Annotated in this window: 26 protein-coding genes; 18 read left to right on the top strand and 8 right to left on the bottom strand. The window is 56.7% G+C overall.

Annotation, left to right across the window (positions count from 1 at the left end; genetic code table 11):
• Positions 1 to 386: 386 nt before the first annotated feature.
• The 8 genes from II896_08235 to II896_08200 all read right to left on the bottom strand — a co-directional run bounded on the left by II896_08235 (position 387) and on the right by II896_08200 (position 6,311).
• Positions 387 to 797 carry a F0F1 ATP synthase subunit epsilon gene (locus tag II896_08235; protein ID MBQ4444619.1) on the bottom strand — a complete coding sequence of 137 codons (411 nt, stop codon included), beginning with the start codon at positions 795 to 797 and terminating at the stop codon, positions 387 to 389.
• Positions 794 to 2,161 (bottom strand): F0F1 ATP synthase subunit beta, encoded by a 1,368-nt coding sequence (locus II896_08230; protein MBQ4444618.1) that lies wholly within the window; start codon positions 2,159 to 2,161, stop codon positions 794 to 796. Before II896_08230 ends, II896_08235 begins: the two co-directional genes overlap by 4 nt.
• Entirely contained in the window at positions 2,158 to 3,000 is an 843-nt protein-coding gene (locus II896_08225) for a F0F1 ATP synthase subunit gamma (GenBank protein MBQ4444617.1), read from the bottom strand. The genes II896_08230 and II896_08225 overlap by 4 nt, the downstream gene beginning before the upstream one ends.
• The gene (locus II896_08220; protein ID MBQ4444616.1) at positions 2,997 to 4,505 is read right to left on the bottom strand and encodes a F0F1 ATP synthase subunit alpha; all 1,509 of its coding nucleotides are present in this window, start codon (positions 4,503 to 4,505) and stop codon (positions 2,997 to 2,999) included. Before II896_08220 ends, II896_08225 begins: the two co-directional genes overlap by 4 nt.
• Positions 4,505 to 4,705 carry a F0F1 ATP synthase subunit delta gene (locus tag II896_08215; GenBank protein MBQ4444615.1) on the bottom strand — a complete coding sequence of 67 codons (201 nt, stop codon included), beginning with the start codon at positions 4,703 to 4,705 and terminating at the stop codon, positions 4,505 to 4,507. Before II896_08215 ends, II896_08220 begins: the two co-directional genes overlap by 1 nt.
• On the bottom strand, positions 4,698 to 5,186 hold the full coding sequence (locus II896_08210; GenBank protein ID MBQ4444614.1) for an ATP synthase F0 subunit B: 489 nt from the start codon (positions 5,184 to 5,186) through the stop codon (positions 4,698 to 4,700). Before II896_08210 ends, II896_08215 begins: the two co-directional genes overlap by 8 nt.
• A 15-nt stretch (positions 5,187 to 5,201) precedes the next feature.
• Entirely contained in the window at positions 5,202 to 5,462 is a 261-nt protein-coding gene (gene atpE / locus II896_08205) for an ATP synthase F0 subunit C (GenBank protein MBQ4444613.1), read from the bottom strand.
• 81 nt (positions 5,463 to 5,543) lie between these two features.
• On the bottom strand, positions 5,544 to 6,311 hold the full coding sequence (locus II896_08200) for a F0F1 ATP synthase subunit A (protein ID MBQ4444612.1): 768 nt from the start codon (positions 6,309 to 6,311) through the stop codon (positions 5,544 to 5,546).
• A gap of 240 nt (positions 6,312 to 6,551) precedes the next feature.
• Between II896_08200 and II896_08195 the strand changes: the two genes are divergently transcribed.
• The 18 genes from II896_08195 (at position 6,552) to II896_08110 (ending at position 24,248) form a co-directional block, all read left to right on the top strand.
• A complete protein-coding gene (locus II896_08195) occupies positions 6,552 to 6,866 on the top strand; it encodes a DNA-binding protein (protein ID MBQ4444611.1) in 315 nt (104 codons plus the stop codon).
• A 1-nt stretch (position 6,867) separates the two neighbouring features.
• On the top strand, positions 6,868 to 8,196 hold the full coding sequence (ffh, locus tag II896_08190) for a signal recognition particle protein (GenBank protein MBQ4444610.1): 1,329 nt from the start codon (positions 6,868 to 6,870) through the stop codon (positions 8,194 to 8,196).
• A 60-nt stretch (positions 8,197 to 8,256) separates the two neighbouring features.
• Entirely contained in the window at positions 8,257 to 8,499 is a 243-nt protein-coding gene (rpsP, locus tag II896_08185) for a 30S ribosomal protein S16 (GenBank protein ID MBQ4444609.1), read from the top strand.
• 3 nt (positions 8,500 to 8,502) lie between these two features.
• Entirely contained in the window at positions 8,503 to 8,733 is a 231-nt protein-coding gene (locus tag II896_08180; GenBank protein MBQ4444608.1) for a KH domain-containing protein, read from the top strand.
• Positions 8,730 to 9,227 (top strand): 16S rRNA processing protein RimM, encoded by a 498-nt coding sequence (rimM, locus tag II896_08175; GenBank protein MBQ4444607.1) that lies wholly within the window; start codon positions 8,730 to 8,732, stop codon positions 9,225 to 9,227. The genes II896_08180 and rimM overlap by 4 nt, the downstream gene beginning before the upstream one ends.
• Positions 9,217 to 9,894 carry a tRNA (guanosine(37)-N1)-methyltransferase TrmD gene (gene trmD / locus II896_08170; GenBank protein ID MBQ4444606.1) on the top strand — a complete coding sequence of 226 codons (678 nt, stop codon included), beginning with the start codon at positions 9,217 to 9,219 and terminating at the stop codon, positions 9,892 to 9,894. The genes rimM and trmD overlap by 11 nt, the downstream gene beginning before the upstream one ends.
• A 105-nt stretch (positions 9,895 to 9,999) precedes the next feature.
• Positions 10,000 to 10,845 (top strand): ribosome biogenesis GTPase YlqF, encoded by an 846-nt coding sequence (gene ylqF, locus II896_08165; protein ID MBQ4444605.1) that lies wholly within the window; start codon positions 10,000 to 10,002, stop codon positions 10,843 to 10,845.
• On the top strand, positions 10,838 to 11,470 hold the full coding sequence (locus tag II896_08160; GenBank protein ID MBQ4444604.1) for a ribonuclease HII: 633 nt from the start codon (positions 10,838 to 10,840) through the stop codon (positions 11,468 to 11,470). Before ylqF ends, II896_08160 begins: the two co-directional genes overlap by 8 nt.
• On the top strand, positions 11,460 to 11,837 hold the full coding sequence (locus II896_08155) for a YraN family protein (GenBank protein ID MBQ4444603.1): 378 nt from the start codon (positions 11,460 to 11,462) through the stop codon (positions 11,835 to 11,837). Before II896_08160 ends, II896_08155 begins: the two co-directional genes overlap by 11 nt.
• Before the next feature lie 184 nt (positions 11,838 to 12,021).
• Positions 12,022 to 12,438 carry a 50S ribosomal protein L19 gene (gene rplS, locus II896_08150; protein MBQ4444602.1) on the top strand — a complete coding sequence of 139 codons (417 nt, stop codon included), beginning with the start codon at positions 12,022 to 12,024 and terminating at the stop codon, positions 12,436 to 12,438.
• A gap of 535 nt (positions 12,439 to 12,973) precedes the next feature.
• Positions 12,974 to 15,091 (top strand): hypothetical protein, encoded by a 2,118-nt coding sequence (locus tag II896_08145; GenBank protein MBQ4444601.1) that lies wholly within the window; start codon positions 12,974 to 12,976, stop codon positions 15,089 to 15,091.
• 3 nt (positions 15,092 to 15,094) lie between these two features.
• Positions 15,095 to 16,627, top strand: coding sequence for a YifB family Mg chelatase-like AAA ATPase (locus II896_08140; GenBank protein ID MBQ4444600.1), 1,533 nt, complete (start codon positions 15,095 to 15,097; stop codon positions 16,625 to 16,627).
• A 1-nt stretch (position 16,628) separates the two neighbouring features.
• The gene (gene dprA / locus II896_08135) at positions 16,629 to 17,711 is read left to right on the top strand and encodes a DNA-processing protein DprA (protein MBQ4444599.1); all 1,083 of its coding nucleotides are present in this window, start codon (positions 16,629 to 16,631) and stop codon (positions 17,709 to 17,711) included.
• A gap of 12 nt (positions 17,712 to 17,723) precedes the next feature.
• Positions 17,724 to 19,844 carry a type I DNA topoisomerase gene (topA, locus tag II896_08130; GenBank protein MBQ4444598.1) on the top strand — a complete coding sequence of 707 codons (2,121 nt, stop codon included), beginning with the start codon at positions 17,724 to 17,726 and terminating at the stop codon, positions 19,842 to 19,844.
• A gap of 3 nt (positions 19,845 to 19,847) precedes the next feature.
• Entirely contained in the window at positions 19,848 to 21,137 is a 1,290-nt protein-coding gene (gene trmFO / locus II896_08125) for a methylenetetrahydrofolate--tRNA-(uracil(54)-C(5))-methyltransferase (FADH(2)-oxidizing) TrmFO (GenBank protein ID MBQ4444597.1), read from the top strand.
• A gap of 10 nt (positions 21,138 to 21,147) precedes the next feature.
• Positions 21,148 to 21,681, top strand: a complete 534-nt coding sequence (hslV, locus tag II896_08120; GenBank protein ID MBQ4444596.1) for an ATP-dependent protease subunit HslV — start codon at positions 21,148 to 21,150, stop codon at positions 21,679 to 21,681.
• Position 21,682: 1 nt separating this feature from the next.
• Positions 21,683 to 22,993: an ATP-dependent protease ATPase subunit HslU gene (hslU, locus tag II896_08115; protein MBQ4444595.1), complete on the top strand. Its 1,311-nt coding sequence runs from the start codon at positions 21,683 to 21,685 to the stop codon at positions 22,991 to 22,993.
• A gap of 10 nt (positions 22,994 to 23,003) precedes the next feature.
• Positions 23,004 to 24,248: a histidine--tRNA ligase gene (locus tag II896_08110; GenBank protein ID MBQ4444594.1), complete on the top strand. Its 1,245-nt coding sequence runs from the start codon at positions 23,004 to 23,006 to the stop codon at positions 24,246 to 24,248.
• Position 24,249 lies beyond the last annotated feature (1 nt).

Genomic DNA, 24,249 nt, shown 5'->3' with positions numbered 1-24,249 from the left:
GTCGGGGCGATGAAGAATTATATTCCTATTATTATATTCAACCTCGAGTGAAGAGTGAATATTTGTCGGATTTTAGTGGACTTTCGGCATTCGGTCGGGATTATTATGGAAAATAATCATGATTAAATTTGATTTTATATCATAATATTAGCAAATAGAAAAATAATAATCAATATTTTTCACCGTATTTTTGCCGAAAATACACATAATTGCTTTTTTCGATAAAATCCTTTTACATTTTTTATCGGATAAACTCCTTTGGCTATCGTCTACGATGGCTATCTATATAACGAAATAATCGGCAGTTTTACTCATTGAAATAATAAAATAATGAGAAAAAACCCTAAGAAAGCGGAAGCAACGGAAAAATTGCGGAAAGCGGGCACCTAATCGACGTCTTTGCGGGTGGGGCGGTGCATGGCGACGAAGGCCTTGTTGAGGGCGATGGTCGAAAGCGCGTGCTCCTTGGCGCTTTGCTTGCGGCGCTGTTGCTCCTGCCGTAGGTAGTCGGCGCGGGCTTGCAAGCGGTCGTCCCAATCCTTGCGGTAGGCGGCGTGCTCGCACATCAAACGCGCCTCGTTGTCGGCGAAATAGAAGACGCCGCCCGAGGTGCAGAAGTCCACCCGAGTGCCGTCGGGCATGGTCATGGCGGCCTTGCCGTCCGCTACCGAAGCCAACTCCTCGCGGTGGTTGGCCATAAATTGAATGCTGCCGTCCGCGAGAAGAAGGGTGAGCACTTTGATTTCGCCCTCGTAGAAGACGCCCGAGGGGGTGACGACCTTGAACGTGAAATTCATCGTCCCAAGTCCTCCAAGCCGCCTATAAAGAAGAAGTCGTTTTCGTTGACGTCGTCCAACTTGCCGTCCAAAATGTCGTTGCAGCCGCGAATGGTCTCGGCGATGGGGACGAATTTGCCGGGAATGCCCGTGTAGCTCTCGGCCACGGCGAAGGGCTGAGAGAAGAAGCGCTGTAATTTGCGCGCGCGGTAGACCAACAGTTTGTCCTCGGGATTGAGTTCGTCCATGCCTAAGATGGCGATGATGTCCTGCAATTCCTTGTAGCGTTGGAGGGTGCCCACGACGCGGCGGGCGGTGTCGTAGTGCAATTCGCCCACGAGGTCGGGCTCCAAGAAGCGGCTGTTGCTCTCCAAGGGATCGACGGCGGGATAGATGCCCTGTTCCACGATGTCGCGCGAGAGGACGGTGGTGGCGTCAAGGTGCGTGAAGATGGTGGAGGGGGCGGGATCGGTGAGGTCGTCCGCAGGGACGTAGACCGCCTGTATCGAGGTGATGGAGCCGTTGCGGGTAGAGCAGACGCGCTCCTCCAAACTGCCCAACTCGCCGGCCAAGGTGGGCTGGTAGCCCACGGCCGAGGGCATACGCCCCAACAGGGCGCTGATTTCGCTGCCCGCCTGCACATAGCGGTAGATATTGTCGATGAATAGAAGAATGTCCTGCCGCTTGACGTCGCGGAAATACTCGGCGATGGTAAGCCCCGAAAGCGCCGCACGCATACGCGCGCCGGGGGATTCGTTCATCTGCCCGAACACCAATGCCGTATTGTGGATGACGCCCGAAGCGTTCATCTCGGCGACCATTTCGTTGCCTTCGCGGCTACGCTCGCCCACGCCCGTGAACACCGAGTAGCCGCCGTGCTGTTTGGCCACGTTGCCGATAAGTTCCAATATAAGCACGGTCTTGCCCACGCCCGCACCGCCGAAAAGGCCGATTTTGCCGCCTTTGGGGTAGGGGGACAAGAGGTCGATGATCTTGATGCCCGTCTCCAATATCTCGGTGCCGCTGCGCTGTTCGTCCAAGGCGGGCGCTGGGCGGTAGATGCTCCACCGCTTGCCCGTGGGGGCGGGCTTTTCGTCCAAGGGACGGCCCAAAGCGTCCAGCACTCTGCCCAAAACCTGATCGCCTACGGGTATCTCCACCGTCTTGCCTTCGCTGATGACGGTCATGCCGCGCGCCAAACCCTCGGTGGCCTCCAACGCCACGCAACGGACGATATTGTCTTCGCGGTGAGAGTGCACCTCGACGGCGACTGTCCCGTTGCCCGTTTGGACTTGGAGCAGTTCGTTTTGACGGGGCATATAGGTGGGGAAGCGAACGTCCACCACCGGTCCGATGATTTGAATGACGGTGCCTTGCGTGTTCATAGATTGTCCTCGGTGGCCATGCGGGCGACATTGACGTCGTTGAGTTCCGCTGTGATGGCGGCCTGTCTGGCGTGGTTGTAGGTTTGGGTGAGATCTTCGAGCATGCTTTCGCCGTTGTTGGCGGCTTCGCGCATGCTGGTCATGTGCTTGTAGTTGAGGGCGCAGTAGGCGTTCATAAGTGCGTTGTACACGCGTGCCCGCAGGGCTTCGTTCAACAGTTCGCTCACCGTGCCGTCCTCGATGGAGAGGGCTACGTCCTCGGTTTGCATCTCGTAGGGAATGGGCAATAGCCGCTCCATGACGACCTCTTGGTCGAAGAGGTGGTTGGCACGGGTGTAGACGAGGTAGACCTCGCGCAGTTTGCTCTCGACGAGGTCGTCCATCATGCGGTCCGCCACCTTGGCGGCGTCCTCGGGGAGGGGATTGGCCATCATGTGCGAAAAAGCCGTGCTCACTTTGACGTTCTTGCCCTTGAAGTAGTACTCGGCGACGGTGCCCACCGTGAATATCTTGCGCTCCGCGTAGGGGGCGATGGCATCCCACGCGAAGGACAGCACTTTGTCGTTGTAGTCGCCGCAAAGTCCCTTGTTGCCCGTGATGACGACGAAGCCCGTCTCCTTGCCGTCGGCGTTGCCCATAAGATAGGGCGTGGCCGCGTAGCGCGGACACATGAGGCGAGAGACGGCGCGGTCGATCTCGGTGAGATAGGCGACCGCATTCGCCATGTCAGAGAGGCACTTGCTCATCTTGGCGGCGGATATGACGTACATCGCCTTGGTTATCTTGAGGGTATCACGTACCCCACCTATTCGTGACTTTATCTCGTTGAGGCCTTTCATCTCATTCGGTTGGCCAAGTCTTTGGCGATGGTCTGCACGACGGCAAGTTGGTCGTCGGTGACGTCCTTGGTCTCGTCGATGGCGGCCATCAATTCGGCCTCTTGCTCGTAGAGCGTGGCCAGCAACCGCTCGACGTAGGGCTTGACCTTGTCGGTCGTAAGCCCGTCCAAAAGGCTCTTGTGCGTGACGACGTACAGTTCGACAGTCATGTCGGCCACGGTCATGGGTTGATAGCGCGGCTGTTTGAGACTCTCGGTAAGGCGCTCGCCGCGTGCCAAAATGGCCTTGGTCTGCTTGTCGAGGTCGGCGCCGAAACGAGCGAACAGGCTCATCTCGCGATAGTGCGCCAAGTCCAGACGGATCTGCCGCGATACCTTCTTGACGGCGGGGCATTGGGCGGCGCTGCCGACGCGGCTGACGGACAGACCTACGTTGACGGCGGGACGGACGCCCGCGTGGAACAATTCGCTCTCCAAATATATTTGACCGTCCGTAATGCTGATGACGTTGGTGGGAATATAGGCCGAAATGTCGCCCGACAGCGTTTCGACGATGGGCAAAGCGGTCAAACTGCCGCCGCCTAAGGTCTCGCTGAGGTGGGCGCTACGCTCCAACAAGCGGGAGTGCAGATAGAAAATGTCGCCGGGGTAGGCCTCGCGCCCCGAGGGACGGCGCAACAAAAGCGAGATGGTGCGGTACGCCACCGCGTGCTTGGACAAATCGTCGTAGACGATGAGGCAATCCCTGCCCGCGTGCATAAAATACTCGGCGATGGCCGTGCCCGTGTAGGGGGCGAGATATTGCAAGGAAGCCGACTGCGAAGCCGTGGCGGCCACCACGATGGTGTAGTCCATAGCGCCCATCGCGGTGAGGTCGTCGATGACCTTGCGGACGGTGCTGCTTTTTTGGCCGATGGCTACGTATACGCATACCACGTCCTTGCCTTTTTGGTTGAGAATGGCGTCTATGCAAAGGGCGGTCTTGCCCGTTTGGCGGTCGCCGATGATGAGTTCGCGCTGGCCCTTGCCGATGGGCACGATGCTGTCGATGGCCTTGACGCCCGTCTCCAAAGGACTGTCCACTTTGGCGCGTTGCCAAATGGTGGGCGCGGGAGACTCCAAGCGGCGGTATTCCGTCGAAACGACGGGCGGTTTGCCGTCCAAGGGGTGGCCCAAGGGGTTGAGCACTCTGCCCAAAACGCCATCGCCCACGGGGACCTCGGCTATGCGGTTGGTTTGGTAGGCGAAGTCGCCCGCGGCGACCGTGTTTTCGCCCGTGAGGAGCACGGCGCCGATGCGGTCGGCCTCCAAGTTGAGGGCCAAAGCGTAGCGATCCTCGCCCAAATAGATGAGTTCGCCGTTTTTGACGTCTTTGAGACCTTCTATCGTCACCACGCCGTCGCACGCCGTAATGACCCTACCGGCCTTGGTAATGGTGCCGGTGCGGGAAAGGGCGGACAAACGCTCGTGGATTTGGGTTTGGATGAGATGGAAGGTTTCGTTCATTATTTCAATGCTTTCAGTTTGCTTTTGATACTGCCGTCGAAGACTTGCTCACCGTCGAAAATAACGACGCCGCCCACGAGCGACTCGTCGATATGATAGGTGACCGCGTACTCGCCGTAGCGTTTGAGTAGCCACGCCTCGACCTCTTTGGTCATGGCGGGGGATAGGGGCATAGCCGTCGTAACGTGGATATCAGTCATGGTCGCTCCAAGCCTTGAGACACTCGGCGATGAGCCGCTCGTTGTCTTCTTGCGAAATCTCGCGCCCCAAAATCTCGGTGGCAAGGTCTACCGCCACCCGACCCGCGTCATGCTGCAACTCGGCTTCCTGCGCTTCGCGCGCGGCTTGGGCCTGTCGCTCGGCCGCTTCTTTGATGGCTTTGCCGTCCTCGGCGGCCTGCTTGCGGGCTTCTTCGAGCATGACTTCGCGTTGGCGATCCGCTTCGGCGAGCAGTTGGTCGCGCTCGGCGACAATCTCTTCCATCTTGCGGTCGTATTCCGCCTTGACGGCCTGACCTTCCTCTTGCATGGCCGCGCCCTTGTCGATATCCTTTTGGATGGTCTCCTGCCGATTGCGGATAAAACGCAAAACGGGCTTGTACAGCAAAAGATATAGCCCTACGGCAAGGACGGCGAACACCACGAAGTGTATCAGTATTTTGATCCAATCAATGCCTAACATCGTGTGCCTCGCGCATTAGAAGAGTTGAATGACGATCATGATGGCGACGATCAGCGCGTAGATGACGGTGGTCTCGATGAACACCATGCCCAAGATGAGGGTGGTGCGCAACTTGCCCTCGGCCTCGGGTTGACGCGCGATGGCGTCCAACGTCTTGCAGATGGCGATGGCCATGCCGACGGCACCCGCGCAGGCGGGCAGAAGGATGGCGAGAGCGGCGGCGTAGGCCACCAGCGACTGGGCCTGTGTCTCGATAGCGGATAAAAGCAAACTCATATCTATCTCCTTTTGGCGGATAATCCGCCGTGTGCTTGTATGTATGACAACTATGTTGTCTGTCGGGGGAAAGGGGGTGCGTTACGCCCGACTTTCGGCCTCTTTGGCCTTTTTGCGCTTCTTCTCCTTCTTGGGGGAAGGCGCGGTCTTCTCGCCGTAGAAGAGGGTGGTGAGGAAGGGCAGAATGTAGGCCTGTATGACGGCGTGCACCATAGTGAACAACACGCCCACGATGGCGGGTACGACCACGGACATATAGAGGAAGGTGACTTGGTAGACCAACTCGGTGACCAATAGTCCGCTGAGAAGCGAACCGAAGAGACGGAAACTCATACTGATGGGCAGACTGAAGTCGATCAAAGCGGACAGCAAGCCCTTGCCTTTGTTGACGCGGACGGCGCCTATCAAGATGCTGAGGAAGGCGGACGCGGCGACCGCTATGCACGCGTTGATGTCACTCATGACGGCGGGAAGGGTGTAGACCACGCCCCCCACGACGATTTGAATGCCCAAAAGCTCGAACAAAGTGCCTACGAAAATATAGATGCCGGCGGCAAAGGCGAACGCGCCCAAATAGCCGTGACGGTGGGGACTGTTGCCCTCCGCCATGCCCGAGAAAAACTCCACTATCTTCTCGAGAACGGATTGAAACTTGCCGGGGATCGTCTTGAAACGCGGAATGACGAAAATGCGAATGAGGGCGGCAACCAAAAGCAAAAAGCCCGCGACGATAACGGCGCTGACCACGCCGGGGCTGACGGACACGCCCGCTACCTCGAAGCCCTCGGGTATGATGGCTTCGCGCAGAACCTTGGCTAAATTGTTGTCCGATGCGGCCAAAAGAAACATAGCACCCTCCTAATAGTAGTATATCGTGCGTATGCCCGTGCGATATACATAGTATTATAAACCTTATAGAACCTCTTTTCAAGTCTTTTGCTCAAATTTTTTTGCATTTTGCGACAAAAGCAAGCGTCCGAGCCGTGAAAAATAGGTGAAAAAATCCTTGACAAGCGGGCGGAAAGCGGATATAATAGCAACGATGTAAAGGAAAAACACTTTACAGCGAGATGCGAAACGGGGGCGTATATGACCATTGAAGACCGTGTGTTGATAGCCGAATTACTGGCGGAATACGGGGCGTTGTTGACCGATAAACAGCGCGAAACGGTGGAAATGTACTGCCTGATGGACCTGAGTCTACAGGAGGTGGCCGACGAGGTGGGCACGACGAGACAAGCCGTGCGCGATGTCGTGACGCGTACCGTCGCATCGCTTGAGGAGTACGAGAACAAGTTGGGCAACGTCCGATTGAAGTCGGCGGTGCTCGCCGCCCTCAAAGGTTGCACCGAGGCCGATTGGCGCGTAAGGTGCGACGAGGCGATAGCATTGTTGGAGGATTGATATGGCGACATTCGGCACGTTGAGCGAAAAACTCAACCATATCTTCAGCAAACTGAAGAACAAAGGCGCTTTGACCGAACTCGAAATCAAGCAGGCCATGCGCGAGGTGCGCATCGCTTTGTTTGCCGCCGACGTCAACGTCAACGTGGTGAAGGACTTCATCGCCAAAGTGAGCGAAAAGGCCCTCGGCGAGGAAATACTGAAGTCTTTGACTTCGGCGCAGCAGGTAATCAAAATCGTCAACGAGGAACTGGTGGCCCTGATGGGCTCGAGTTACGCCAAACTGAACGTGGCCGACCGACCGCCCACAATCATCTTGATGTGCGGCTTGCAGGGCAGCGGCAAGACCACCATGTGCGGTAAGTTGGGCTACTTGCTCAAAAAGCAAAACAAGCGCCCCTTCCTCGTGGCGTGCGACATCTATCGCCCCGCGGCCGTGTTGCAACTGCAAAGAGTGGGCGAGAAAGCGGGCGTGCCCGTGTTTGAGAAAGGACAGCAGGACCCCCGTAAGACCGTCAAAGCCGCTCTGGAAGAGGCGACCGCCAAGGGTTATGACACGATGATCGTGGATACGGCGGGCCGCTTGCATATCGACGAGGCCTTGATGAAGGAACTCGAAGACCTCAAAGGCATACTGCACCCCGCGGAGATATTGTTGGTGGTGGACGCTATGCTCGGTCAGGACGGCGTCAACGTGGCCAAGGAGTTCGACGGCAGGCTGGATATTACGGGCGTGGTGCTGTCCAAGATGGACGGCGATACCCGCGGCGGCGTGGCGTTGTCGGTGCGCGCGGTGACGGGCAAGCCCATCAAGTTCGTGTCGATGGGCGAGAAGATGACCGACCTCGAGATATTCCATCCCGACCGCATGGCTTCGCGTATCCTCGGCATGGGCGACGTGCTGACGCTTATCGAGAAGGCGGAGCAGGCCTACACCGAAGAGGAAGCGCGCAAGATGCAGCAGAAGATGCGTCAAGCCACCTTTACTCTGACCGACTTCCTCGACCAATTCGACAAGTTGTCCAATATGGGCGACATATCGGGTATGCTGGGCATGGTGCCCGGACTTGCCGGTAAGGTAAAAGCCGACGATCTGTCGGTGGACGAGGACAGGATCAAGCGAATGAAGGCCATCATCTACAGTATGACGCCCGAGGAGCGCGAAAATCCCGATATTATCAAAGCGTCGCGCAAGAAACGCGTGGCCAACGGCTCGGGAACGACCATTCAGGAAGTCAACCAACTGTTGAAGCAGTTCGAGCAGACGCGCGACATGATGAAGAAGATGATGAAAGGCGGCCGCCGCCGTGGGGGCGGATTCCCCTTCTAAGACGAAAATATCCTTGCACAAAGGAAATACAATACAAAACACAAACCATTTGGAGGTATTATTATGGTAAAAATCAGATTGACCCGTATCGGCGCGAAGAAGAACCCTTGCTATCGCATCGTGGCTATGGACGGACGTAAAGCCCGTGACGGCGAGTATATCGAGCAAATCGGTATCTATCAACCCAAGACCAACCCCGCCACCGTCAAGATCGACGTGGAATTGGCGAAGAAATGGTTGGCCAACGGCGCCCAACCCACCGACACCGTGAGAGATTTGTTCCGCAAAGAGAATATCCTGTAAGCTATGCAAGAATTGTTGGAATACATCGTATCCGCTTTGATCGGTGAGGACAAGGAGTTCGACGTTGTCGTCAAAGAAAAGGAACGTACCATCTACTTGCACATCAACAAAGAGGATATCGGAAAAGTAATCGGTAAATCGGGCAAGATCGCCAAGGCCATCCGTACCATCGTCAAGGCCGCGGCAAGCAAGATTAACCACAAGTATAACGTGGAGATTCTGGAAAGAGATTGAAACGAATAACGGTTGGTAAAATAGCAAAACCTCAGGGCATCAAGGGCGAAGTGAAATTGCAATGCTACGTCGATGCGCCTGAAGGTTTTTTGCGTATAAAAGAGGTGTACGTAGGGGGTGTATTGCGTACCGTCAAGCGCGCGCGCGTAGTGGGCGCGGACGTTTTTTTAACGCTCGAAGGCGTGGACGACCGCAATATGGCGGAGACTTTGCGCAACCTCGAAGTGGAAGTGGACCGCGACAAAGCCGACCAACTGAAAACGGGCGACTATTTCGTGGCCGACCTCACGGGGCTAACGGTGAAAGTGGGCGAAGAGGAGATGGGCAAAGTGGCGGACGTACTGCAATACGGCGCGGCCGATATCTTCGACGTGCGCGGCAAGAAGAACTATCTGGTGCCTTTCCTCAAAGCCTTGGTGCTCGACATTGACCTCGAGGCGGGCGTCATCGTGATGGACAAGGCCAAATGGGCGGAGGTGGCATGTGAAAATTAGCGTGCTGACGGTATTCCCCGATATGTACGGCGCTTTGCATCAAAGCGTCGTCGGTCGCGCGCTCGAAAACGACGCGTTCTCGTTGGATATCGTCAATATACGCGACTACAGCCTCGACAAACACCGTCGCACCGACGACTACCCCTTTGGGGGCGGCGCGGGCATGGTGATGACGCCGCAACCCATCCACGACTGCATCCAAGCCGTGGACCCAGAACACCGGTGCCGCCGCATCTTTTTGTCGCCGCGCGGCGCGACCTTTACGCAAAAGAAGGCCAAGGAATTGGCCGAAGGGCGCGACTTGCTGTTTTTGTGCGGCTCGTACGAAGGCGTGGACGAGCGGGTGATCGACCTCGACATAGACGAGGAATTGAGCATCGGCGACTACGTGCTGACGAGCGGCGACCTGGCGGCGATGGTGGTCATCAACGCCTTGTGTCGCAATATCGAAGGGGTGTTGGGCAGTGAAGAAAGCGCGGTGGACGAGAGTTTTTCGGAAAACCTCTTGGAATACCCGCAATATACGCGCCCCCAAGAATTTATGGGGCTGGCGGTGCCCGAAGTGCTACTGTCGGGCAATCACGCCAAAATAGCCGCTTGGCGAAGAGAAGAGGCCTATCGCATAACGAAAGAGCGTCGCCCAGACCTCTTGGCCAAGAAAGACTGAGCGCCGAGTGGTGCGAAAAAGAATAGGACGTATAGGGGGAATATGCGCCAAACGACCGTTGGGCGAGGAAAAACCCAACGAAACGGAAAGACAAGGTAGCGGAAGATGATCATACAATGGTTTCCCGGACACATGACGAAGGCCCTGCGGCAGATGGAAAGTTCCATCGCCAAGGTGGATAGTATCGTGTACGTGCTGGACGCGCGTGCGCCTTTGTCGTGCGTCAACGTGCAGTTCGAGCCTTTGATCGCCCGTCGCAGTGCCTTGTACGTCATCAACAAAGCGGATATGGTGACCCCCAAAGACCTCAAAGCCTGGCAACAATACTTCGAGCGGGAAGGCAAGGCCGTGGTGACCAGCAATTCGACCGCAGGACGCGACGCCGGTAAGATCATCGCCGCTCTGCACGAGGTCAACCGCGAAAAGATAGAAAGAAACGCCCAAAAGGGCGTGCAATATTCGGTGAAGGCGATGGTGATCGGTATGCCCAATACGGGCAAGTCCACCCTCATCAACAGCCTGGCCAAAGACAAACGCACGGTGACGGGAAATCGCCCCGGCGTGACCAAAGGGGAACAATGGATAAGGCTGGACAGCGGCGTGGTGCTACTGGATACGCCGGGTACGTTGTGCCACAGTATAGAAGTGGAACAGACCGCCTACAACTTGGCGTATATCGGCTGTATCAGGGACGCCATTCTCGATATGGAAGGGCTGGCGTTGAAGTTCCTCGAACAAATGACCGAGCGAGAGCCGGACGCCTTGCGGGCGCGCTATAAGGTGGAGCCGACGGGCAAAACGCCCCTCGAATTGTACGAAGAAATCGCCCGAGTAAGGGGGTTCGTCCTCAAAAAAGGCGAAATCGACTACGAGCGCACGGCGGCCGCCGTGATGGACGACTTCCGCAAAGGCCGTATGGGCAAGATTATTTTGGAGAGACCGAATGAGTAAACAAGTGAAAACGCCTGTGGATATGCTGGCATACGAAAAACTGTGGCAAGCGAGAGGCGCCGTCCTCGTGGCGGGTATCGACGAAGCGGGGAGAGGCCCTTTGGCCGGCCCCGTGGTGGCGGCCTGCGCCGTGATGCCCTTGGACGACGTCATAGAAGGCGTCAACGACAGCAAGAAGTTGACCGAGAAGAAGCGCGAAGCCTTGTACCCCTTGATATGTGAAAAAGCCCTCGCGTACAGCATCGTGGCGGTGGACGAAAAGCGCATAGACCAAATCAATATCTTGAACGCCACCAAGGAAGCCATGCGCGGGTGTTTGGATAAACTCGGGCTGAAACCCGACGTGGTACTCATCGACGCGGTAAACCTCGACTGCGACTATAGGGTGCACGCCATCGTGAAAGGCGACGCGCTATCCTATAGTATCGCGTGCGCGTCCATACTTGCCAAGGTGTATCGTGACCACTTGATGCTCGAATACGACCGAATCTACCCGCAATACGGATTCGCCAAGCACAAAGGCTACGGCACCGCCGCCCATATCGCGGCCCTGCGCGAGTACGGCCCCAGCCCCATCCATCGCCGCACGTTTATCGGGCACTTCGTGGACGTAGATGAACAATAGAGGTACGGGCATAGACGGCGAGAGTATGGCCGTCGAGTATATGAAAGCGCACGGTATGCGGATATTGGAACGCAACTACGCCTGCAAGGCGGGCGAGGTGGACGTGGTGGCCCAAGACGGGGATTATATCGTCTTTTGCGAAGTGAAAGCGCGTAAAAACGGCGCGTACGGATATGCGGTCGAGGCCGTGACGCCCCAAAAGATAACGCAAATCGTGCGGGCGGCCGAGTGGTATCTCAAAGTGAAGAAGGATTCGGCGCGGTGCGTGCGCTTCGACGTCGCCTGCGTGGACACCACCAAGGAAGAGGTGGAATATATCCCCAACGCCTTTACGAAAAACGACGCGGGAAGGCGCAACCGATGGTAGTTGGATGAGCCAATAGAGAAAATAATCGCAAGATATGGCGGTTTTGGGCAAAAAAGTTTGGAAAGGACGGTAAAAAACGCTTGCCAAAGCGGCGGGCGTATGATAAGATAGTATGGACTTCGGGTGGTCCTCTGTGCTGTAAGACTTGAGCACACGAACACTTTGATTGAAATGGAGGTAAGTCATGAACGTTATTGATGTAATCGAGCAAGAGCAAATGCGCAAGGATATTCCCGAATTCAAAATCGGCGATACGCTTCGTATCACTTTGCGTTTCAAAGAGATCACCCGTGCGGGTACCGCGCCCGGCGGCAGCAAGAACCAACACGCCAGCAAGACCGTGAAGGAAGAGATTAAAACCCAAGTGTACGAGGGTACTTTGATCGCCAGAAAGAACGGCGGTCTCCGCGAGACCATCACCGTGCGTAAGATCTCCTCGGGTGTGGGCGTGGAGAAGACTTTTATGTTGCATAGTCCGCAAATCCAAAAGATCGAGGTCGTGCGCAAAGGTTTCGTGCGTCGTGCGAAGTTGTACTATCTGCGCGAGCGTACCGGCAAAGCCGCAAGAGTCAAAGCCGCCAAGATCAACTACACCAAGTAAGGTTGGCAAAAAGAATCCGTCCGCTACGATGCGGACGGTTTTTTTTCGCCGCAAGGGGCGGGGCGACTTGCGGCGAGGAGAAATCCGCGACGACGCGCGGGATAAATCCGTGCGGTCGCACGGGTGAAATCCATTCTGCTGAATGGGAGAAATCCAACCGTTGTTGGGATGTGGTAGTTTCGCCTATGGCGAAGTGAAGTTTGCTTTGCAAGTGAAGTTTTCGCTCGCGCGAAAGTGAAGTTCGCCTATGGCGAGTTGCGGTAAAGATTGAGCCTGTCGGCGACCGTTTTATGTGAGAGATAATTATTTTAATTTAATGGATATAGGATTTTCGAATAGGGTAAAGCGAGGTGTTTCATAATCCGTATAGGGGGCAAACGGGGGCGAAGCGCACGCATTGTGCACGCGTAAAATACGCGCGCGCGTGCGCGTAAATTATTCGCGCGATATATTAATTATAGTTTTACGTAAAAATGCTTGCAATTTGCGTAGCGTGCGGGTACAATAAGAATACACGACTTTGTGAGGTTTTGTTATGAAGAAGAAAATCTGTTTGTTGTTTGCGCTCGTCGCCGTCGTTGCCGTGATCTCGCTGAGCCTCGTCGGCTGCGCGACCACCGAATCCGTGACCGTCGAGCCCGACGTTGAACTGCTTTCCAACGGAAACTTCGAATTGTCCAAACGCGATACCGACTGGACTTGGTCCAAAGCCGGCGAAAGCGGCAATATCACTTTCCCTTACGTCAATGCGGAAGCCCAAGGGTACGACGCGAAGCACGGCAGCAGTTACGCCGTCATCAAAGCGGACTCCGGCTCGACGACGGTCACTCGATTGTGGCAAAAGGTGGAAGTGCAACCCCATTGCGTCTACAAGTTGTCCGTGGACTACCGCGTCGCGTCGCCCATTACGGCGGGTGACGGCAAGGGCGCGTACCTGACCTTGGACGGGTTCAAATACCTGTACCGCGCGGAGACGGCGCAGATGGACGAGTGGGGTACTTGGGAGTTGTATTTCGATTCGGACGAATACGACGAAGTGACCGTCTTGCTCGGCTTGGGCGAGAGCGATTACGTGGTTTCGGACGGCACGGTGTACTTCGACAACGTGAGTTTGGTACGGCTGACGGACGAGGCCGCCGCAGGCGTGGCCGCCGTCAAGTTGAGCGAGGCCAACAGTTTGGGCGGCAAATACGACTCCGCCTATCGTATCGGCAAAGAAGATATCGTCTTTACGGTACTCGTGGTCGTGTTATCCGCGGGGTTGATGGTCGGCGCGTACTTCGCATTGCGCAAGCTCAGCGTCAAGAAGGAGGCGGAGATCGCCCCCAACGGTATGGTGAAGGGGAGCAGTATCTTCAAAAATTCCATTTTCCTGCTCGTCGTCACGTTGGTGGTGGGCTTCGGCATACGGCTCGTGATGAGCCTCGCGCTGTACGGCTACGGCGCGTACGAAAACACCGTGATGACAAACGTGTCCGCCATGGTGGAGAACGGGCTGAGCGATTACTACTTCAATTACAGCACCTACTACGCGCCTTTCACGACGTATACTTTGTATATCCTCGGCCTCATCGCCGCGCCCCTCAAGTTGACGGCGGGCACGCACGGTATGGCGATTTTCCTCAAGATACCCGCGCTGATCGCCGACTTGATGATCGTCGCGTTCGCCTTCGTGACCGTGGAAAAGCGCAAAGGCTCGCTGTGGGCGTTGGTCGTAGGACTCGTCCTGGCGCTTCTGCCCGTGTTCTATATGGCGTCCTCGCTGTGGGGCGTGTATACCTCGGTGGCCATCTTGTTCCTCATGCTGACCTTTATGGCCGTGCGCGAGCGCAAGGTCATCAAAATGACCGTCTTCTACTTCTTCGCCGTGATGTTCGCGGAAGAGGCGTTGATATTGCTGCCGCTTCTTCTCGTGTTCGCCATCGTGACCTATATCCGCTATCCCGAAACGCGCATCAAGTTGCCCGTGGCGGCGACGGTGGCATTGGTGGTCGGCTATGCCGTCACCATTCCCCTTACGCTCAACTTCTTCGTGGCGGGGCACCCCTTCATCGTGCTGGAGCGTATGGTGACCGTGTTCAATCAAAATACCTACTTTGCGCGTAATATATTCAACATCTACGCCATGTGCGGCGTGGGCGCGAATGCCGTCAATACGGCGGGCGTGGCGATGGGCGCTATCTTTGCGGCCGCGGCGATGCTCGGCGGTATCGCTATGTACGTCAAAGGGCTCAATCGGCAGGATATTATCCTGTACGCGGCCTGGACGATGATCGCCGTGTATACGCTGTGCGTGCGTATGAATGCGTGGGTGCTGTTGATCGGCCTCATTCTACTGTATCTGTACGTCCTCTATACGGACGAGAAGCGTTTGGCCTGGACGGTGGGCGCGTTCTCGGTGACTACCTCGGTCAATCTGTGCTATTTGATGGCCGTGGGTGGCAACGTCAAGGGCGGCGTGGGCGCCGCGGGCGTGGCGATCGCGTCGATGGACCCCGTGGCTATCGTGTTCTCGGTGGCGTCCGTATTGACCTTCCTCGGCCTGACCTACGTCGTCGCCGATATTTGCCTCGGTCGCAAGAAACCCATTATGCCCCTCGTCAAGAAGGCAAAAGAGGGATCCGACAAGACCAAAGCGACGGACGAGGAGTAGAGTATGCTGTCTAAGGTAAAGAGTTTCGCTCTGGTCGGCTTGACGGGGTACCCCGTCGAAATAGAGGTGGATATCAACGCAGGCGTGCCCGCTATCGATATGGTGGGTATGCCCGACGTGTCCGTCAAAGAGGCCAAAGACCGAGTGAAAAGCGCCATCGCCAATAGCGGACTGTTGTATCCCATCAAGCGCATCACGGTCAACTTCGCGCCCGCCGACCTCAAAAAGGAGGGCACGCTGTTCGACTTGCCTTTGGCGGTGTCTATCCTGTGCGCTTCGCAACAACTGCCGCCTACGCCATTGGACGAGTATGTGCTCATCGGCGAGTTGAGTCTGGACGGCACCTTGCGGCGTATCAACGGTATGACGCCTTTGCTTATATCGGGAATGCAGGCGGGGTATAAGAAGTTCATCATTCCCAAAGGGAATGCCGTGGAGGCATCCTTTGCATCGGGGGCGGAAGTGTACGCCGCGGATAACCTCTTGTCGGTAGTCAACTTTCTGTCGGGCGCGGGCGACCTCGAAAAGGTGGAGCACCGCGAATACAATCCCACCGCCGCCAAGGGGATCTACGGCTTCGATTTTGCGGACGTGCACGGGCAGGCTGTGGCCAAACGCGCCCTCGAAATAGCCGTGGCGGGCGGTCATAACGTGTTGATGATAGGCCCTCCCGGCGCGGGCAAGACCATGCTGGCCAAGTGCGTATTGTCCATTATGCCCGATATGACCTTCGACGAGGCCGTGGAAGTGACCAAAATCCATTCGGTCGCGGGGCTATTAGACACGGAAAAGGGTATCGTCACCGTGCGTCCCTTCCGCTCGCCCCACCACAGCGTCACCGTGCCCTCGTTGGTGGGCGGCGACAGAAAGGCAAAGCCCGGCGAAGTGAGTCTGGCGCACCTCGGCGTGCTGTTTTTGGACGAAGTGCCCGAGTACAACCGCCGCGCGTTGGAGGCCTTGCGGCAACCGATGGAGGACGGCGTGGTGACCGTGTCGCGTATAGCGCAGACGGTGGAATATCCCGCCAACTTCATGCTCATCGGCAGTATGAACCCCTGTCCGTGCGGCAATTACGGCAGCAAAACCACCCCGTGCACGTGTACGCCCGTGCAAATACATAATTATATCAACCGCTTGTCGGGGCCTCTTCTCGACCGTATCGACATCCAGGTGGAAGTCGATAATATCACCTATGGGGAGTTCTCTGCCGCCCGGCCCGCAGAGAATTCGGCCGCCATACGCGAAAGAGTCGTCCGAGTGCGCGAGTTGCAGAGGGAGCGGTACAAAAATCTGCCTATGCTGACCAACAGCGAGATGAGTAACCGCGAAATCAAGAAATACTGCGCGTTGGACAAGGAATGCGAGGGCCTGTTGGAACTTGCTTTCCACAAACTCGGACTGTCCGCACGCGCCTCGTACCGCATACTGCGCGTAGCGCGTACCATCGCGGACATAGAGGGTAGCGCGGATATCAAAGTCAACCACTTGTCCGAGGCTATTCAATACCGCTCGCTGGACAGGAAGTATTGGAGTTAGTATGTACACGACCGAGCAAAAAGCCTATATATGGCTGTCCTTGACGCCCAAAATGACGCCCGTCAGGCGGCGTAGAATACTCGAATACACCGATGACCTCGGCGCGTTGATGGAGTCCTTCGCCGTGCGTCGGGGCGAACTCGAAGAACCCCTCGGCAAGGAAGTGTGCGACCTACTGGCGGAAACCATCGACAAGGGCTTGGTGGAGAAGGAGATTGCGGCCCTCGACCGTATGGGCGCGGTGGCTCTGACCCCCGTGGACGAGCGGTATCCCGACGACTTGCACGACTTGGCGCAACCGCCCGTGGCCTTGTATTGCCAAGGCGACCTGACCTTGCTCGCGGGGCGCAATATCGCCGTGGTGGGCACGCGCAATATCACCCGCTACGGACGGGACGTCACCCAAAACATGGTGGCCGACCTCGTGACGCACGGGTTTTGCATCGTGTCGGGGCTGGCGCGCGGCGTGGATACCGTGGCGCATCGCACCGCGTTGTCCTACGACAAGTTGACGGTGGGCGTGCTGCCGTGCGGGCTGGACAAAGTGTACCCCGCCGAGAATAGGGAACTCTTCCGCGAGATAGCCGAAAAGGGCCTATTGGTGAGTGAATACCCGTTGGGTACCACGGTACAGCAATACACCTTCGTGGAGCGCAATCGTATCATCAGCGCTTTGGCTATGGGCGTGTTGGTGACAGAGGCGGGCGACAAGAGCGGCGCGTTGATCACCGCCAACCACGCGTTGGAGCAGGCCAAAGACGTGTTCGCCGTGCCCGGCAATATCTATAGCAAGGCGTCGGTGGGTACGAATAATCTGTTGAAGAGTATGCAGGGGGCTTTGGTGACCACCGCATACGATATATTGGAATATTACCACGTTGCCGTCGATCGGGGCGCGCCCTGCGATATTCAGTTGGATATGGTGGAAGCGCAGATCGTGGACGCGGTCGAAGAGGGAGATAGGCACGTCGAGGAATTGATGGCGCTGACCCAAATGACCGTAAGCGAGTTGACGCCCATCCTCACCAAATTGGAGTTGATGGGGTTGATGAAGAAACTCGGCGGCAATTATTATGGAAAATAAATCGGAGGCATCATGAAGTTAGTCATCGTAGAATCGCCCAAAAAGGCAAAGACAATCGAGAAGTATCTGGGTTCGGATTTCCGCGTGAGAGCGAGCGGCGGGCATATTTGCGACCTGCCTACCCGCAATCTCGGCATCGAGATCGACAACAATTACAAGCCGGTCTATGAGATCAATCCCGATAAGGTGAGGACGTTGGAAGCCCTCAAACAGGACGTGGCCAAGGCCAAAGAAGTCTACCTCGCAACCGACCCCGACCGCGAGGGAGAGGCCATCAGTTGGCACTTGGCGACCAACCTGGGATTGCCGCCTACGTCCAACAACCGCATCGAGTTTCACGAGATCAGCAAAAAGGCCGTGACCAACGCGTTGGCCGCGCCCCGTCAGATAGATATGAACCTCGTCAACGCCCAGCAGGCGCGACGCGTCCTCGACCGATTGGTGGGCTACAAAATCAGCCCCGTAATCAGCCGCAAAATCAAGCCGGGGTTGTCGGCGGGCAGAGTGCAGTCGGCGGCCTTGCGTATGCTGGTGGACCGCGAGCGCGAAGTGCGCGGGTTCGTACCCCAAGAGTATTGGACGTTGCAGGCTTTGCTGCACCAGGACGACAGCAAGATAAAGGCCACCTTCGAGGAGATAAACGGCAAGAAACACCGCATAGAGTCCAAGGCCGAATTGGACGAGATGCTCGCCAAGATGAAGGGCAAGGATTTCGTGGTGGATTCGGTGAAGAAGGCCGTGCGCAAGTCCTTCCCGCAACCGCCTTTTACGACGTCGACGCTGCAACAGGACGCCACCAGCAAATTCGCCATGAGCGCGCCTACCGTCATGCAGATCGCACAGCAACTGTACGAGGGCGTGGAGATAGACGGCGAAGGGCACGTGGCTCTGGTGACCTATATCCGTACGGACAGCGTGCGCGTGTCTACGGACGCCATCTTCGACGCCCGCCGCTATATCGAAAAGAAGTACGGCGCGGACTATTTGCCCAAGTCGCCCGTCAATTATAAGACCTCCAACCAAGCGCAGGACGCGCACGAGGCCATTCGTCCCATCAGCCTCGACCGCACGCCCGAGAGCATGAAGAAGAAGTTGTCGCACAACAATTACCTCGTGTACAAACTCATCTACGACCGCTTCGTGGCGTCGCAAATGATGCCCGCTCTCTATAATACCTTGGATATTCGCGTGGGCGTGCAGGCGGATGCCGATCAAAATTACGGCTTCCATACCAAAGGCAGAGCGTTGAAATTCGCGGGATATACCGCCGCGTACAGCGAAGTGAAAACCTCCGACTCGGACGAGGAAACGGGCGATATTACCTCTCCCATGCAAGAGGGCGACGTGCTGACGGAGGACGAACTCAAATACGAGCAAAAGTTCACCAAGCCCCCCCAACGCTACTCGGAAAGCAGCCTTATCAAGGCCATGGAGGAGAACGGTATAGGTCGTCCCAGCACCTACGCCACCATCATAAGCGTGCTGTCGAAGCGCGCGTATACCACCCGCGAGGGCAAGTATATGGCGGCGACCGAATTGGGCGAACGGGTGGTGGACGAGATGAATAAGCATTTCTCGGATATACTCGACCTGAAGTTTACCGCCAATATGGAGAAATCCTTGGACGACATAGCGGACGGCAAGCGCGAATGGCAAAACCTCATTGCCGACTTTTATCCCGCGTTTTTGCAACACGTCATCGAGGCCGCGCACGATACGGGCACCAAAAAGCCCGCCGAGGAGACCGACGTGAAGTGTCCCAAGTGCGGCGCGTTTATGGTGATAAAAGAGGGCAGGAACGGCAAGTTCCTCGCCTGCCCCAACTATCCCGCCTGCAAGAGCACGATGAGCCTCGATACCAACGTCGTGGGCAAGTGCCCCCGCTGTGGCAGGGACGTGGTGGAGAAGATGTCCAAATCGGGCAAGAAGTTCTACGGCTGTACGGGCTACAACGCCACGCCCAAGTGCGACTTTGCGGCGTGGGATCTGCCGGCGCCTTATTTCTGCCCCGAATGCGGCGCGACGATGAAACAGATCAATTATCGAGGATTGCTGAAATATAAGTGTACCAAATGCGCGCACGTGGAAGTGATCGCGGATAACCGCGACAAGAAAGACGATAAGAAGGAGTAGGCGGTGAAGGTACGGGTGATCGGCGGCGGACTGGCCGGCTCGGAAGCGGCGTATCAACTGCTGAAACGCGGCTACCAAGTGGATTTGTACGAAATGCGTCCCCATAAGACGACGGGTGCGCATCGTACGGATATGCTGGGGGAATTGGTGTGCTCCAACAGCCTCAAAAGCGACCTCGAGGACACGTCGAGCGGACTTTTGAAAGCCGAGATGCGTATGCTCGATTGTATGCTCCTCGACGCGGCGGAAGCGGCGAGAGTGCCCGCGGGCGGGGCGTTGGCCGTGGATAGAGTGGTCTTTAGCCGCGAGATAGAAAAAAGGCTCTTTGCCTTCGACGGGTTGACCGTGGTGCGCGAAGAAGCGACCGCCATAGCGTACGACGTGCCTACCATTGTGGCCACCGGTCCGTTGACCTCGGACGCCATGGCCGCGGAGTTGCGCAAAGTGGCGGGGGACGGCATGAGTTTTTGCGACGCGGTGGCCCCCATCGTGTCGGCGGACAGCCTCGACCGAGATAAAGTGTTCGCGGCGGCGCGATACGGCAAGGGCACGGACGACTACCTCAACTGCGGCATGAACAAAGAGGAATACCTCGCCTTTTATCGGGCGCTCATAGAGGCCGAGTGCGTGGAGGACAAACTCCTGAACGCCACCTTTTACGAGAATTGTATGCCCATAGAGGTGATGGCCAAACGCGGGGAGGACGCTATGCGGTTCGGTCCCCTGCGCCCCGTGGGCATACGCGGGAAAAACGGAGAAAAATACTACGCGGTGTTGCAACTGCGCAAGGAGAACACGGCGGGAGATACGTATAACTTGGTGGGCTTCCAGACCAACCTGAAATTCGGCGAGCAAAAGCGGGTGTTCGGGTTGATACCGGGGCTTGAAAACGCCGAGTATCTGCGCTACGGCGTGATGCACCGCAATACCTATATCAACGCGCCCAGAGTGCTGGACGAGACCTTTATGCTCAAAGAGCATAAAAACGTGTACGTCGCGGGACAGTTGTCGGGCGTAGAGGGGTACATGGAGAGTACGATGTCGGGGTTGGTGGCCGGCCTGTCGATGGCAAGGCGCCTCGCGGGGAAACCCGCCGTAGTACCCGACGAATACACGATGATAGGGGCTTTGTGCCGCTATATTTCCAACCCCACCATCGAGTGGTTGGAACCTATGAACAGCAATTTCGGCTTGTTGCCGACCATTGAGGGCGTGCGGGATAAGAAGCAGCGCAAAGGCGCGTATGCGGCGCGTGCCCTGGAACATATGAAACTGTTTGTTGAACAGTTGTAAGGAGGATGTTATGACGGAATTTCACGGAACGACCATTTGCGCCGTCAGAAAGGACGGGCGCACGGTAGTCGCGGGCGACGGTCAGGTGACCATGGGTAACAGCGTGGTCTTCAAGGCCAACGCCGTCAAAGTCAAGCGCATTTACGGCGGCAACGTCATCATCGGCTTCGCCGGTACGGTGTCGGACGCCTTTGCCATGAGCGAGCGATTTGAAAAAATGCTGCAAAAGTTCAGCGGAAATCTGCTGCGTTCGGCCGTCGAATTGGCCGAATTGTGGCGCAACGACCAAGCGCGCAAGTTGGAGGCTATGATGATAGCCGCCGACCACGATACCATGCTCATCATCTCGGGTACGGGCGAAGTGATCGACCCCGATTCGGGCGTGTGCGCCATCGGCTCGGGCGGTAACTACGCGTTGGCCGCGGCGAGAGCGCTGTACGACATAGAGGGCATGGACGCCGAGCAGATCGTGCGTAAGGCCATGAAGATAGCGGGCGAATTGTGCGTGTTTACCAACGGCAATTTGACCGTAGAGGAGGTGTGATATGGAATATACGCCGCAAGAGATCATCGACCAACTGGATAGATATATCATCGGGCAGGCCGAGGCCAAACGCATGGTGGCGGTGGCTTTGCGCAACCGCTATCGCCGCAGTAAACTCAAAGAGGAGATACGCGACGAAGTGACGCCCAAGAATATCATTATGAAAGGCCCCACGGGCGTGGGTAAGACCGAGATCGCCCGCCGTTTGGCCAAACTGGTGAAGGCTCCCTTTGTCAAAGTGGAAGCCACCAAGTTTACCGAAGTGGGCTACGTCGGCAGGGACGTGGAAAGCATGATACGCGACCTCGTGGAGGCCGCCATCCGCGTGGTGAAAGAGGAGAAATTCGCCGAAGTGAAGCCCAAAGCCGTGGACGAAGCCGTGCAACGCATCGCCAAGGTGCTGTTGCCCATGAAAAAACAAATATCGCGCGACGAGCCCGAAAGCCAGATTTTGGCCGAATTGGAGCAGGATCTACGCGAGGGAAAACTGGACGAGGTGAAGGTGAAAATGACCTTCGTCGAGAAGGATAAACCCCTCAATATCAACGCCCACGAGGGCGGCGAGATCAACCTCGGCTCCATCTTCGGGCAGATGACGGGGCAGAAGCGCACCAAGGAGAAAGAGACCTACGTCAAGGACGCCATGCAGATGATCGTGGCCGAAGTGAGCGAGAACCTGGTGGATATGGACAACGTGAACGTCGAGGCCATACGAAGAGCCGAGCAACACGGCATCATCTTCATCGACGAGATAGACAAGATAGCGCAAAGCGGCGCCAATCATTCGGGCCCGGACGTGTCTCGCGAGGGCGTGCAACGCGATATATTGCCCATCGTGGAAGGCTGTACGGTCAACACCAAATACGGCCCCATCCGCACGGATTTCATCCTGTTCATCGCGGCGGGCGCGTTCCACGTGAGCGAGGTCAAAGACCTCATCCCCGAGTTGCAGGGGCGTTTCCCCGTGGTGGTGGACTTGCTGTCCCTCACCGAAGAGGACTTCGTGCGCATTTTGACCGAGCCGAGTAACGCCATCACCAAGATGTACGCCGAATTGCTCAAAGTGGACGGCGTGGAGTTGACCTACACCGAGGACGGCATCAAACGCATCGCCGAGATCGCCGTGTACGACAATGCCAACCACGAGGATATAGGCGCGAGACGCTTGCACGCTCTATTAGAGAAACTCCTCGAGGAAGTGAGTTTCCAAGCGTGCGGCAACGAGATGAAAGTGACGGTGGACGCCAAGTACGTGGACGAACACCTGAACGCCAAGTCTTTGCAAGAGGACTTGCGCAGATACATTATTTGAGGAAAAATATATGATTACGATACCCAAGGGCACGAAGGATTTGCTGCCGCAAGACAGTTATAAATGGCACTATATCGAGGAGAAGATCCGCCGCATCGCGGGGTTGTTCGCCTTGCAGGAGATACGCACGCCGACTTTTGAACACACCGAACTCTTTTTGCGCGGCGTGGGCGATACGACGGATATCGTCAATAAGGAGATGTACACCTTCGACGACCGTAGCGGGCGTTCTATTACGTTGAAGCCCGAGGGCACGGCCTCGGTGGCCAGAAGTTTCATCGAGAACAACCTCAGAGAGAGCGTGCTACCCCTACGGTGCTACTACCAAACGTCCGTATTCCGCTACGAGCGTCCCCAGGCGGGGAGATTGCGCGAGCACCATCAATTCGGTGTGGAAGTGTACGGCGCGGAGGGCGCGGACGCGGACGCGGAAGTGATTGCCATCGCCAAGTATTTGTTCGACGACCTCGGACTGCACCCCACGTTGTACGTCAATTCCATCGGCTGTAAGACCTGCCGCAAGACCTATCACAAGGCGTTGGTGGGCTACTTCGAGAGCCAAAAAGAGGGGCTGTGCGAGACCTGCCGCGAGCGATTGACGACCAATCCCTTGCGCATACTCGACTGCAAAAACGACCGCTGTGCCGCCATCGCCAAGGGCGCGCCCAGCATTTTGGACTATTTGTGCGAGGATTGCAACGCCCACTTCGAGGCGTTGAAACACAACCTCGACGCGATGGGTATCGCCTACCAAGTCAATCCCACCGTGGTGCGCGGATTGGACTACTATACTCGTACCGTGTTTGAGTTCGTGTCCGAGGATATCGGCGCCAAGAGTACGGTGTGCGGGGGCGGTCGATACAACGACCTCATCGAGAGTATCGGCGGCAAGGCGTGTCCCGCCGTCGGCTTCGGCATGGGCAAAGAGCGCCTGCTGTTGACGATGGAAGCCGAGGGCGTAGAGATACCCAACGAGGAGTTGCCCACCGTATACGTCGCCAATATGGGCCAGGCGGACGCTTGTATCCGCTTGACCGAAGAATTGCGCCGCGCGGGCGTATCGGCCGCGACGGACATTATGGGCAGAAGCCTCAAAGCGCAGATGAAGTACGCCGACAAGTTGGGCGTGCGGTACTGCGTGGTGCTGGGCGAGAGCGAAGTGGAAAGCGGCGTCGTAAAAGTGAAAAATATGCGTGAAAACGCGGAGGAGACCTGCGCTATCGCGGACTTGACCAAGTATTTCGGCGGTAAATAAT

Source organism: Clostridia bacterium, from assembly GCA_017394805.1.
Taxonomy (GTDB): Bacteria; Bacillota; Clostridia; order Christensenellales; family CAG-1252; genus RUG14300.
This window is presented reverse-complemented; position numbering and strand designations above follow the sequence as displayed.